This window comes from Dyella sp. KRB-257, assembly GCF_049445995.1.
Taxonomy (GTDB): Bacteria; Pseudomonadota; Gammaproteobacteria; order Xanthomonadales; family Rhodanobacteraceae; genus Dyella_A.
Genome location: NZ_JBMSDZ010000001.1, coordinates 88,989 through 101,156, shown reverse-complemented (window position 1 = coordinate 101,156; position 12,168 = coordinate 88,989). Strand labels below are relative to the sequence as shown.

Here is a 12,168-nt window from a genome sequence, read left to right as displayed (position 1 = left end):
GGTCGGTGACGTCAGGCAAGCGGCGTGATCTCGTCGGCCAGCTCGCGGCCCCAGGCGGCGAGCTGGTCGAACAGGGTTTGATGGTGGGCACAGGAAGGGTCGTCGCGCAGCTGCGCAAGGCGCGCGGCGTACTCGTCCAGGGTGAGGCCGGTGAGCGGCGTGGAGCGCGTCAGACGGTCGCGGCGGAACGCATCCCAGCGCGCGCGTTCGTCGGCGCCGAGTGTGTGCGGCCAGTTGCGCGCGCGGTAGCGGAACAGCAGCTCGGCGTAGCGCGGGTCGCGGAAGGCGAAGGTGCGCGTCGCCAGCTGCTCCGGCGGCATGCCGCGGACCTCGGCCAGCAGGCGCTTGTCGGCATCGGGCAGGAAGCCGTCGTACAGCGCCAGCTCGGGGTCGTCCGCCTTCGGCATGGCGGCGGCCTGCTGGAACAGGCGCTGCACTTTCTCGCGCAGACCGGCGGCGGCGCGCAGCGTGTCGGCGTGCGCCAGGCAGCGCTGGGGATCGAGCTGCAGGCGATCGAGGTCCGCCCCCTTGAGCACCGACAGCGGCGCCAGCGCCGGTGCACGGTTCGCGCGCACGGTGCGCAGCGCGATGCGTTCGACACCCTCGGGCAGGTCGGCACGGGCGGTGAACACGCGGTCGGCGATGTCTTCCTCGTCCAGCGCGATCAGCTCAGCCGGATCGAAACGCAGGTCGTAGACGATCACCTCGCCTGGCCGCGTCGGGTGCAGCGCCAGCGGGGCGATCAGGGTCAGGCAGTGCTGGCTGGCCGGGTAGCGCGAGGACACGTGCACCAGCGGCGTCATGCCGGCCACGTCCAATTGCTCGAACACGCGCTGCTTGCGGCGCAGGGCGAAGTGCCAGTCCCACAGGCGCGGCTGGCGCACGCGGATCAGCCGCGCCAGGTCGATCAGCGCATGTACATCGGAGAGGGCATCGTGCGCGCGCTCCTGCTGCAGGCCGTTGGCCCTGGCCAGATGCTCCAGCCTGAAGCTGGGCGAACCGTCCTCGCGGGTGGGCCAGTGGATGCCTTCCGGGCGCAGCGCCTCGCACATGCGCACTAGGTCGATGAGGTCCCAGCGGGAGTTGCCGTTCTCCCACTCGCGACCATAGGGATCGAAGAAATTGCGGTACAGCAGCTGGCGGGTGAACTCGTCGTCGAAACGCAGCGAGTTGTAGCCCACGCCGCAGGTGCCCGGTTCGGCCAGCTGCTCGTGCACGCGGGCGGCGAATTCCGCCTCGATCACCCCCTCGCGCTCGGCCTGCTGCGGCGTGATGCCGGTGATCATGCAGGCCTCGGGGTGCGGCAGCGCATCGCGCGGCGGCTTGCCGAAAAACATCACGGGCTCGCCGACGATCTCCAGTTCCATCGTGGTGCGGATGCCGGCGAACTGTGCCGGGCGATCGCGCCGGCTGTCCGCGCCGAAGGTTTCGTAGTCGTGCCAGAAGAAGGTCTGCATCGGGCGATGATCGCATGCGCGGCGGGCCCGGGCATGGCTACTGCTAGACTCTCGCGGCCCAGGAGGACGCATGAGCCAAGCCAACGAAAACCACCTGATCTGGATCGATCTGGAGATGACCGGCCTCGACACGGACGCCGATTCCATCCTGGAAATCGCCACCATCGTCACCGACAGGGATCTCAACGTGCTGGCCGAAGGGCCGGTGTTCGCGATCCGCCACGAGCTGGATAGGCTGGAGTCGATGGACAGCTGGAACCGCAACCAGCACAACCGCTCGGGGCTGTGGCAGCGCGTGCTCGATTCGACCACCGACCACGCCCAAGCGGAACGGGCGACAGTGGATTTCCTCAAGGCCTGGGTGCCGCCCGGCAAATCGCCGATGTGCGGCAACTCGATCTGCCAGGACCGCCGCTTCCTGCATCGGCAGATGTCGCAGCTGGAGCGTTACTTCCACTACCGCAACCTCGACGTGTCCACGCTCAAGGAGCTGGCGCGCCGCTGGGCGCCGGAGGTGGCCAAGGGCTTCAGCAAGGATTCGGCGCACACCGCGCTGTCGGACATCCGCGATTCCATCGACGAGCTGCGCTACTACCGCCAGCACATGGGCGCGCTGAGCGGGCCGGGCTGAGGCGCCGACGATGTCCGCCGCCGACCTGTTCGCCACCGTGCTCGACTGCAACGGCCGTCCGCTCGCGCTGAACTGCCCGCGCGTGGTGGGCATCCTCAACGTCACCCCCGACTCGTTCTCCGACGGCGGCCTGTACGCCGATCTCGACGCCGCCGTGGCCCACGGCCTGGCGATGGTGGAGCAGGGCGCGGACATGCTCGACGTAGGTGGCGAATCGACCCGCCCCGGCGCGGCCGATGTGCCGCTGGACGAGGAACTGGCACGGGTACTGCCGGTGATCGAGGCGCTGGCCGCGCGCTGCGCCGTGCCGATCTCGATCGACACCTCCAAGCCCGAGGTGATGCGCGCGGCGGTGGCCGCCGGCGCGGGCATGATCAACGACGTCTACGCGCTGCGCCGCGAGGGCGCGCTGGACGCCGCCGCCTCGCTCGGCGTGCCGGTGTGCCTGATGCACATGCGCGGCGAGCCGCGCGGCATGCAGGACGATCCGCACTATGACGACGTGGTGGGCGAAGTGCACCGCTTCCTCACCGACCGGCTGTTCGCCTGCGAGCTGGCCGGCATGAATCGGCGCAAGGTGCTGGTCGACCCGGGTTTCGGCTTCGGCAAGACGCTGGAGCACAACCTCGCACTGCTGCGCGAGCTGCGCCGCTTCGCCGACCTCGGCGCGGGCGTGTACGCCGGGCTCTCGCGCAAATCGATGATCGGCACGATCACCGGGCGCAGCGCGCCGGCCGAGCGCGCCGCCGGCTCCGTGGCCGCAGCGCTGATTGCCGTGCAGCACGGCGCCCGACTGGTGCGCGTGCACGACGTGGCCGCGACCGTCGACGCACTGGCGGTGTGGCAGGCGGTGGATGCCCACCGCCCGGCCCGGCGCAAGGATGCCGGCCCTGCTGCGCCGCGCTGGCCCGACGACGAATGACGTGGCGAAGCCCGCCGCGGCGCGGCTTCGTCTTCAGCAAAGGATCGACCCATGACCCAACGCAATTACTTCGGCACCGACGGCATCCGCGGCCGCGCCGGCGAGTGGCCGATCAGCGCCGATTTCATGCTCAAGCTCGGTCGCGCCGCCGGCGCCGTGCTCGCCGGCCAGGGCAGCGGCGCCAGGCGCCCGTCGGTGGTGATCGGCAAGGACACGCGCATTTCCGGCTACATGTTCGAGTCGGCGCTGGAGGCCGGACTGGTCGCCGCCGGTGTCGACGTCAAGCTGCTCGGTCCGATCCCGACCCCTGCGGTGGCGTTCCTCACCCGTTCACTGCGCGCGGACGCCGGCATCGTGATCAGCGCCTCGCACAATCCGTACGCGGACAACGGCATCAAGTTCTTCTCCGCCAGCGGCGAGAAGCTGTCCGACGCGATCGAGCTGGCGATAGAGGCCGAGCTGGAGCGCGATTTCGTCACCGTGCCGTCCGAGCGCCTGGGCAAGGCGAGCCGCATCGACAACGCGGTGGCGCGCTACGCCGAGTCGTGCAAGGCGACGGTGCCGGAGGATCTAGGCCTGCACGGCATGAAGATCGTGCTGGACTGCGCGCACGGCGCGACCTACCAGGTGGCGCCCAAGGTGTTCGCCGAGCTGGGCGCCGAGGTCAGCGCCATCGGCGATGCGCCGGATGGCTTCAACATCAACCGCGGCGTGGGCTCGACCCACCCCGAGGCGCTGCAGCAGGCGGTGATCGGGCGCGGCGCGGACATCGGCATCGCCTTCGACGGTGACGGCGACCGGGTGCTGCTGGTGGATCGCCACGGCGTGCTCGCCGACGGTGACGACATCCTCTACGTGCTGGCGTGCAGCTGGCGCGCGCGAGGGCTGCTCAAGGGGCCGGTGGTTGGCACCTTGATGAGTAACTACGGGCTGCAACAGGCGCTGCGCGCGATGGATGTGCCGCTGCTGCGCGCCAACGTCGGCGACCGCTTCGTGCTGCAGCAGTTGCGCGAGCACGGCGGCGTGCTGGGCGGCGAAACCTCCGGCCACATCCTGTGCCTGGACCGCGCCACCACCGGCGACGGCATCGTCGCCGCGCTGGCGGTGCTCGAGGCGCTGGCCGGGGCCGGACAGGATCTCGCCGAAGCCCGCCGCGGGCTGGTCAAGCTGCCGCAGGTGATGCTCAACGTGCGCGTGGCCGGCAACGCGCGCGGCGTGCTCGAGCACGCCGACGTGGCCGCCGCCGTGGCGCGGGCGCAGGCGCAGTTGGAGGGGCGAGGTCGCGTCTTCCTGCGCGCCTCCGGCACCGAGCCGGTGGTGCGCGTGACGGTGGAGGCGGCCGATGCCGCCGAAGTGCAGGCGTTGGCACAGACGCTGGCGGACGTCGTAACATCCGCCCTCGAACGCTCGTGAGCCTGCTTTAGGGAGCATCCCTAGCTGTAACCCAGGTCGCCAAGGATTGGCCCGACGTGCCCCGCCCTTGCGGTGGCGGATGAAATCGACCGCACGCCAACCTGGAGTCGCCATGAAGAACGTTCCCACCCTCGACATCCGTCGTTACGACACCGACCGCGACGCCTTCGTCGCCGAGCTTGGCGCGGCCTACCGCGAGTTCGGCTTCTGCTGCATCAGCGGCCACGGCATCGACAAGGCGCTGGTCGACGGCGCCTACGACGCGTTCCAGCGCTTCTTCGCGCTGCCCACCGAAACCAAGATGAAGTACCACGTGCCCGGTTCCGGCGGTGCGCGCGGCTACACGCCGTTCAAGGTGGAAACCGCCAAGGACAGCGCGCACCCCGATCTCAAGGAGTTCTGGCACGTGGGGCGTGAGATTCCGCGCGATTCGAAGTTCGCCGACGTGATGGCGCCCAACCTGTGGCCGACCGAGGTGCCGGACTTCAAGCGCTACGGCTACGGCCTATTCGAGGCGCTGGACGCGCTCGGCACGCGCGTGCTGCGCGCGCTGGCGCTGCACGTCGGCCTGCCGGAGAACTACTTCGAGGACAAGACCGACCTGGGCAATTCGATCCTGCGGCCGATCCACTACCCGCCGATCACCCGGGACGACATCCCCAACGTGCGCGCCGGCGCGCACGAGGACATCAACTTCATCACCCTGCTGGTCGGCGCCAGCGCCGAAGGACTGGAAGTGCTCACCCGCGAGGGCGAGTGGCTGCCGATCACCACCGAGGGCGATGCCATCGTGGTGAACATCGGCGACATGCTGCAGCGGCTGACCAACCACGTGTATCCGTCCACCACGCATCGCGTGGTCAACCCGAAGAACGACAACGCGCGCAAGCCGCGCTACTCGGTGCCGTTCTTCCTGCACCCCAACCCTGATGTCGTGCTTGATCCGGTGCCCGAATGCATCACGCCGGACAACCCCAGCCGCTACGACAGCTCGATCACCTCGCACGAATACCTGCTGCAGCGGTTGCGCGAGATCAAGTTGATTTGAGCGGGCTGATCTGATCGGATGCGCGTGCGAAGGCAGCAAGCACGGGGAGCTTCGGCTCACCGTGTCGCGTCAGGCCATCCAGAAGAACACGGCGGTCATCCGCTTCGACTCCGGGCCATCCAGGCCCCAGTACGCCGACGCGCTGTGGATGATGTTGGCCTTGTAGACCAGCAGCCGGTTGTAGCGATGGGGGACGCGTACGTCCTCGACGAAGGCCGTCGGCGCCACGAAGCGGGCGCCAAGTGCGTCCACCAGGTGGCGGTGCGGCGGCATCACCATGTTGCCGCCGAGCTGGCCGTTGGGCATGCGCTGGCGGAAGAAACTGGTGCCGCAGCGGTCCGGTGCATCCGGGTGCAGGTAGAGCACCGCAGCGTAGCGGCACAGGTTCAGCGAATCAGTGTGCGGTTTCACCGCGCCCTCGGTGGAGCCGACCACCTGCACGCAGTTGTGGTTGAGATGCTGGCCTTCCGGCGTCTGCTCCACCCACAGGCGGCTGGTGCCGGTGAGCTGGCGTACCTTCGCCTCGATCGCCGCCAGTTCGCCGGCTTCGAGCGCGTCGCTGGCGCGCATGCCCGGCCACACTTCGCCCGTGGTGGGATAGCCGAACTCCCACTGGGTCTTGGCCAGGCAGCGGCGGCGCACCTCGTCGGGGTTGGGCAGCGCGTCGTCGACCACCCAGTAGTCGCGGCCTTCGGTGGGCTTGCGGTATGGCAGCGGGCGCATGGCCGGGTGCCTTGGAAACAGCGACATGCTCGGCGATCTCGGTGCAGGGCGTGAGCGCCACACAGTAGCGCAAGGGCGGGCGGCTCAATCGTGGTGGTTGCGATAGCGCCCGGACTGGCGATGCGACAGCCACAGCGCGAGCCGGTCCGGCAGCGACTCGGCGATCGCCTTGATGGCGCGGTTGACCCGCCCCGGCACGTGGACCACCGCGCCGCGCTCCACCGCCTCGATGCCCTCGCGCGCCACCTCCTCGGCGGTCAGCCACATGAAGCCCGGCATCGCATTCATCTTCTGCCGCGTGCCGGTGACGTCGTGGAACTCCGACCGGGTGAAGCCGGGGCACAGCGCGCTCACGTGCACGCCGGCATCGCGGTTCTCCAGCGCCAGCGACTGCGACAGCTTAATCAGATAGGCCTTGGAGGCCGCGTACAGCGTGTGCCCGGCGGTGCCCGGCACGAAGCCGGCCAGCGAGGCCACATTGACGATACGGCCGTGACCGCGCCTGCGCATGCCGGGCAGCAAGCGCCAGGCCAGTTCGGTCGGCGCCGTCATCATCACCTGGATGAAATCGGCATGCGCCTGCCACGGATTGGCGACCAGCGTGCCGGGCAGGCCGTAGCCGGCGTTGTTGATCAGCCAGTCCACCTGCAGGCCGCGCGATGAAAGTTCGCGGCACAGCGATTCGGGCGCCGCGGGATCGGCCAGGTCGGCCGCGATCACCTCGCAACTGCTGCCGTGCGTGCGCCGCAGTTCGTCCGCCAGCGCCCGCAGCCGATCCTCCCGCCGCGCCACCAGCACCAGGTCGTGGCCGCGGGCGGCCAGTGCGCGGGCGAATGCCATGCCGATGCCGGCGGACGCGCCGGTGACCAGGCTCAGGGGGCGGGTGGCAGTCATCGCGGATCCTCGCTCGCAAAGACGTCTATCTTGACCGCTGCGCCGTACCCCACGCCACGGCCGGATTGTCCGAATCGGGGCCGCATCGCTAAGCTCGCGTTTTTTTGCGGGGCATCCTCATGCGCAAGAAGCTCGTGGCAGGCAACTGGAAGATGCACGGCAGCCGCTCGATGGCGCAGGGGCTGGTGGCGGAGCTCGCCGCCGCGTCCTCGCCGGACATCGACGTGCTGCTGATTCCGCCGTTTCCCTATGTCGGGCTGGTGGCGCAAGCCTGCCAGGCAGCCGGTCTGGCGCTGGGTGCGCAGGACCTGAGCGAGCACGAGGGCCAGGGCGCCTATACCGGCGAGGTGTCCGGCGCCATGCTCAAGGACGTCGGCGCGGAGTGGGTGCTGGTCGGCCATTCCGAGCGCCGCCAGTATCACGCCGAGAGCGACGCGCTGGTGGCGCGCAAGTTCGCCGCGGCGCTGGCCGGCGGCCTGACCCCGATCCTGTGCGTGGGCGAGACGCTGGCCGAGCGCGATGCCGGGCAGACCGAAGCGGTGGTGCAGCGGCAGCTGCGCACCGTGCTGGATCATGTCGGCATCGCCCCGTTCGACACCGCCGTGATCGCCTACGAGCCGGTCTGGGCGATCGGCTCCGGACGCACCGCCAGCCCCGGGCAGGCCCAGCAGGTGCACGCCTTTCTGCGTAGCCAACTCGTGAACGAGGATGCTATGATTGGCGGTCTGACGCGGCTGCTGTACGGCGGCAGCGTCAAGGCATCGAATGCCGCGGAATTGTTCGCGCAGCCGGATGTCGATGGTGGTCTGGTGGGTGGTGCCTGCCTGCTGGCCGCCGATTTTCTCGGCATCTGCTCGGCCGCTCGTTGAGCGCAACGGAATCCATACCGACATGTTCGTCATTTTCAGCGTGTTCTACATCCTGGTCGCCGCGTCGATGATCGTGTTGATCCTCATGCAGCGCGGCGCCGGTGCCGATGCCGGTTCGGGTTTCGGCGGCGGTGCCTCGGCCACCGTGTTCGGTGCCCGCGGCTCGTCCAACTTCATGAGCCGCGCCACGGCCGTGCTGGCCGGCCTGTTTTTCCTGCTCAGCCTCGGCATGGGCATGTACCTCAGCCACAGCGGCGCGCCGCAGCAGTCGACCGACGATCTGGGCGTGATGGCAGGGCTTGCCAAGAAAGCCCCGGCCTCCCAGAATGCGCAGCCCGCCGCGCCGGTGAACAGCGATGTTCCGCAGGCGGCGAAGGTGGCTCCGGGTTCCGATGTTCCCGCCGCGCCCGCCACGAAGAACACCGACGTGCCGGCTCCGGCCTCGTCGGCGAAGTAAGTCGAGACACACCTGCCCAGGTGGCGGAATTGGTAGACGCACTACCTTGAGGTGGTAGCGACGAGAGTCGTGGGGGTTCGAGTCCCCCCTTGGGCACCAATTGAGCATCACACAACGTCACGCAACATACCTAAAGCCCTGTTTTTCAGGGCTTTTTCTTTGCCTACTGCCTGGATAGCGTCCCGCTGGCTCCCCGGCTTACCGTTGAGTTACCGCAATTTTGACGGTAGTGTTGACGGTAACCCGGCGCCCGTCCGGTAACTCGCCGCGAGGATACCGTCATGCTGACCCCTTCCGCCGTCGCCAATGCCAAGCCGCAGGCGAAGCCGTACAAGCTGGCCGACGAACGCGGCATGTACCTGCTGGTGAGGCCGGACGGTGCGCGCTGGTGGCGCTTTGATTACCGGCGCCCAAGCACCCGCAAACGCAACACCTTGAGCCTGGGCACCTTCCCGGACGTTACCCTGCGCCAAGCGCGAGACAAGCGCGAGGCGGCCCGCAAGCTGGTAGCGGATGGCATCGACCCCGGTGCCAGCCGGCAGGAAGCCAAGGCCACCAAGGTGGCTGCCGTGGAGGCGGCAGGCGATACCTTCGAGGCTGTTGCGCGGGCGTGGATGGCGCGGCAGGACGTGGCCGAGGTCACAGCGAACAAGTCGCGCTGGATTCTGGAGACCTTCCTGTTCCCCGAAATCGGCAGTACGGCCATTGCCGAGGTCACGCCGCGCCTGCTGCTGGACGCGCTGCGCAAGGTCGAGGCCACCGGCAAGCTGGAAACCGCCAAGCGCGCCAAGATCAAGGCGGGGCAGGTGTTCCGCTGGGCGATGCTGGAAGGCAAGGCCGAGGCCGACCCGACCGCCAGCCTGCGCGGCGCCTTGAAGCCGCCCAAGAACAAACATCACGCCAGCATCACCGACCCGGCCAAGATGGGCGAACTGCTGCGCGCCATCGACGGCTTCACTGGCCAGCCCGTCACGCTCGCCGCCTTGAAGCTGGCGCCGCTGGTGTTCGTGCGCCCCGGCGAACTGCGCAGGGCCGAGTGGAGCGAGATCGACATGGACGGTGCCGTCTGGCGCATCCCCGCCGAGCGCATGAAGATGAAGGCAGCGCACATCGTGCCGCTGTCATCGCAAGCCGTGACGATCCTGCGCGACCTGTACCCGCTGACTGGCGCAGGGCGCTACGTCTTTCCTGGCCTGCGCAGCGCCAGCCGCCCGATGAGCGAGAACACCGTGAACGCCGCCCTGCGCCGGCTGGGCTACGGCACCGACGAAATGACCGGCCACGGCTTCCGCAGCATGGCGGCCAGCCGGTTGAATGAAATGGGCTGGAACGCAGACGCCATCGAGCGCCAGCTCGCGCATGCCGAATCGAACAAGGTCCGCGAGGCCTATACGCACGCGGCGCAGTACCTGGACGAACGCAAGCGGATGATGCAGGCGTGGGCCGACTATGTCGACGGGCTGCGCGCTGGCGGCAACGTCATACCGATGCACCGCAAAACCGCCTGATCCTTTTCACGCCGCGCCTAGCCCGACGGGGCGAACACCGGGCACCTTCCCCGGCTGGCGCGGCACCTATTGGAGGGCGCAAGAGGTAGGCGCGATGAACGCTACGCAAGCCAACATTGTCCACGTTGCGGCAGACAAGCAGATGTTCACCCTGGACGAAACCGCCGCGCTGTTGGCACTGGCGAGGTGGCCGGAGGTACAAGGCCGCCGCGTGTCGTACCCCTTGCGATTCAATGCGCCAAACGCGCGCGGCTCTATGCTCTCCGACGGCGACAACATCGTGCTGGCGGCAATATGGGAGCGTGCGAAGCTAACGCCGCCATCGTTCCCCATGACTGAATCGGAGTGGGAGAACTACACGCGAGCATTCGATAGCAGCGAGGAAAGGCCGGATTGGGCTCTAGGTTGTTGCATCGACGACGATGCACTAACGCACGGCATGCTTCGTGCCGCGGCCGAGGAGCAATTCATGACGGGTCTGGTGGACGCGATACGTAATGGCAGCATCACGGCGCGTGATCCGTTGACGCACATGCCATGCACGGGCATCCGCGTGTTGGCTGGACAACGAGATCTGCTGCTGAGCCGTGGGGATGTTGAGCTGTTCGCGGCTTCGGCAATGATCGAAGTGCACATGGAACCCGGCCGTGCCGCTGCACTAATGCGAGCCGAACGAATCGAGGCGCGCTGCCAAGAGTTGAGGGCTAAAGGCGTTCGTGATTGGCTGAAAACCGTAGCGAGCGAGGAAGGCGTGAGCGAGTCGCGCATCAAGCAAATTCGCGCAAGCAAAAGAGCTAGCCCTAGCTAAAAACTATGTAATCCCTTGTGTGATGAGGCTTCCAAGCCATTCTATCGAGACAGTTGCAAGCTAGAGCTCTAGCTCGCGTGGAATCAGCCATGGTCACCCGATAACCGGGTGCGTACCTGGAGATTCCACGATGCAAACCAATGTCCCCCAACCCATCGCCAAGCTGGAACCCGGCGACCTGATCGACGAAAACGAAGCCGCCGCGATTCTTTCCACGGCCGTCCGCACCCTGCGCAACTGGCGCGCCCTGCGCAAAGGCCCGCGCTATCGCAAGATCGGCGCCCGCATGGTCCGCTATCACCGCGCCGACCTGGCCGATTTTCAGAAGGTCATGGCCGGCGATGCCGACCCGGCGAACGCGGCATGAACCGGCTCAACGAAAAAAACCACGCTGGCGGGCGTGGGTCGGGGATCGAACGCAAAGGCAACCCGGCTTATTTGGCTACCCTGTCGGCATTGTACGGCAGCGCCGTGCGGGCGGGAATAACCGCAAGCGCCAGCGGCCACAGCGCACGCGCCGATTTTCTGGGCGCCATCCGCCACGCCGGCATCATCCCGACCGAACCCGATCGCATCGAAGCCGATGGCGCGCTGTGCCGGTTCCACGTCGAGGGCGACAAGCGCGGCGCGCGCAACGGCTGGGCAGTGCTGCACCTGGACGGCCTGGCCAGCGGCGCGTTTGGCCACTGGCGCACCGGGCAGCATGAGACCTGGTGCAGCGGCAGCCGCGACCGCCTGACCCCGGCGGAGCGGGCGCGCATCGAGGCGGCCATCACGGAGGCCAAGCGCGCACGCGAGGCGCAGCGGCTGGCCCTGGCGCACGAAGCCCAAGGCCGCGCGATGGCGCTGTGGGCGCAAGCGGCGCCACCGTGCGCGCATCCCTACCTGCTGGCCAAGGGCACGCCAGCCCACGGCATCCGCCAGCGTGACGACCGGCTGCTGATCCCGCTGCGCGATGGGGACGGCGCCTTGTGGAACGTGCAGACGATCGCACCGGACGGCGCCAAGCGGTTCCTGTACGGCGGGCGCAAGCGCGGCCTGTATCACGCCATCGGCGGCCCCGTGGCGGGCGTGCTGTGCGTCGCGGAAGGCTACGCCACGGCGGCCAGTATCCACGAGGCGACCGGGCACCCGGTGGCGGTGGCGTTCGACTGCGGGAATCTGTTGCCCGTGGCCAAGGTGCTGCGCGCGAAGTATCCGCACGCGGCCATCACCGTGTGCGCCGACAACGATACGCAAACCGCCGGCAATCCCGGACTCACGGCGGCGCGCGCGGCAGCCGAGGCAATCGGCGGCACCGTGGCGATACCGCCGGCACCGTTCAATGACTTCAACGATGTCATGCGCGGGGGTGAGGCATGAACGCGCGACCGGCGGAGCTGATCCGCCTGGCGGTGGCAAGCGCGCAAGAGGTTTCCAAGCCGGCCCCTGTCTTTTC

At 68.2% G+C, this 12,168-nt stretch carries 13 protein-coding genes and 1 tRNA gene; 11 read left to right on the top strand and 3 right to left on the bottom strand.

All coding sequences use genetic code 11. The features are described 5' to 3' along the window. Positions 1–11 precede the first annotated feature (11 nt). Positions 12–1,457: an exodeoxyribonuclease I gene (sbcB, locus tag ACO2Q2_RS00510; protein WP_423253819.1), complete on the bottom strand. Its 1,446-nt coding sequence runs from the start codon at positions 1,455–1,457 to the stop codon at positions 12–14. A 70-nt stretch (positions 1,458–1,527) separates the two neighbouring features. Here sbcB and orn point away from each other — a divergent pair, with 70 nt between their 5' ends. From orn to ACO2Q2_RS00490, 4 genes are all read left to right on the top strand, one after another. Continuing rightward, positions 1,528–2,088: an oligoribonuclease gene (gene orn, locus ACO2Q2_RS00505; RefSeq protein ID WP_423253818.1), complete on the top strand. Its 561-nt coding sequence runs from the start codon at positions 1,528–1,530 to the stop codon at positions 2,086–2,088. Positions 2,089–2,098: 10 nt separating this feature from the next. Continuing rightward, positions 2,099–3,010, top strand: coding sequence for a dihydropteroate synthase (gene folP, locus ACO2Q2_RS00500; protein ID WP_423253817.1), 912 nt, complete (start codon positions 2,099–2,101; stop codon positions 3,008–3,010). A 51-nt stretch (positions 3,011–3,061) separates the two neighbouring features. Then, complete coding sequence (gene glmM / locus ACO2Q2_RS00495) at positions 3,062–4,423, top strand: phosphoglucosamine mutase (protein WP_423253816.1); 1,362 nt, start codon at positions 3,062–3,064, stop codon at positions 4,421–4,423. A gap of 112 nt (positions 4,424–4,535) precedes the next feature. Further along, on the top strand, positions 4,536–5,471 hold the full coding sequence (locus ACO2Q2_RS00490) for an isopenicillin N synthase family dioxygenase (protein ID WP_423253815.1): 936 nt from the start codon (positions 4,536–4,538) through the stop codon (positions 5,469–5,471). A gap of 69 nt (positions 5,472–5,540) precedes the next feature. Here ACO2Q2_RS00490 and ACO2Q2_RS00485 read toward each other — a convergent pair whose 3' ends face one another. Both ACO2Q2_RS00485 and ACO2Q2_RS00480 read right to left on the bottom strand, forming a co-directional pair. Continuing rightward, positions 5,541–6,194 (bottom strand): DUF6445 family protein, encoded by a 654-nt coding sequence (locus tag ACO2Q2_RS00485; protein ID WP_423253814.1) that lies wholly within the window; start codon positions 6,192–6,194, stop codon positions 5,541–5,543. Positions 6,195–6,278: 84 nt separating this feature from the next. Beyond that, on the bottom strand, positions 6,279–7,088 hold the full coding sequence (locus ACO2Q2_RS00480; RefSeq protein ID WP_423253813.1) for an SDR family NAD(P)-dependent oxidoreductase: 810 nt from the start codon (positions 7,086–7,088) through the stop codon (positions 6,279–6,281). Positions 7,089–7,207: 119 nt separating this feature from the next. On the opposite strand from ACO2Q2_RS00480, the gene tpiA reads away from it, so the two are divergent. The 7 genes from tpiA (at position 7,208) to ACO2Q2_RS00445 (ending at position 12,092) form a co-directional block, all read left to right on the top strand. Continuing rightward, positions 7,208–7,957 carry a triose-phosphate isomerase gene (tpiA, locus tag ACO2Q2_RS00475; RefSeq protein WP_423253812.1) on the top strand — a complete coding sequence of 250 codons (750 nt, stop codon included), beginning with the start codon at positions 7,208–7,210 and terminating at the stop codon, positions 7,955–7,957. A 22-nt stretch (positions 7,958–7,979) separates the two neighbouring features. Continuing rightward, complete coding sequence (secG, locus tag ACO2Q2_RS00470; RefSeq protein ID WP_423253811.1) at positions 7,980–8,414, top strand: preprotein translocase subunit SecG; 435 nt, start codon at positions 7,980–7,982, stop codon at positions 8,412–8,414. 14 nt (positions 8,415–8,428) lie between these two features. After that, positions 8,429–8,513 (top strand) — tRNA-Leu (locus tag ACO2Q2_RS00465). A gap of 182 nt (positions 8,514–8,695) precedes the next feature. Continuing rightward, positions 8,696–9,922, top strand: coding sequence for a tyrosine-type recombinase/integrase (locus ACO2Q2_RS00460; protein ID WP_423253810.1), 1,227 nt, complete (start codon positions 8,696–8,698; stop codon positions 9,920–9,922). 94 nt (positions 9,923–10,016) lie between these two features. Next, positions 10,017–10,730, top strand: coding sequence for a hypothetical protein (locus tag ACO2Q2_RS00455; RefSeq protein WP_423253809.1), 714 nt, complete (start codon positions 10,017–10,019; stop codon positions 10,728–10,730). Positions 10,731–10,860: 130 nt separating this feature from the next. After that, the gene (locus ACO2Q2_RS00450; protein WP_423253808.1) at positions 10,861–11,097 is read left to right on the top strand and encodes a helix-turn-helix transcriptional regulator; all 237 of its coding nucleotides are present in this window, start codon (positions 10,861–10,863) and stop codon (positions 11,095–11,097) included. Beyond that, positions 11,094–12,092, top strand: a complete 999-nt coding sequence (locus ACO2Q2_RS00445) for a toprim domain-containing protein (RefSeq protein WP_423253807.1) — start codon at positions 11,094–11,096, stop codon at positions 12,090–12,092. The genes ACO2Q2_RS00450 and ACO2Q2_RS00445 overlap by 4 nt, the downstream gene beginning before the upstream one ends. Positions 12,093–12,168: the final 76 nt, after the last annotated feature.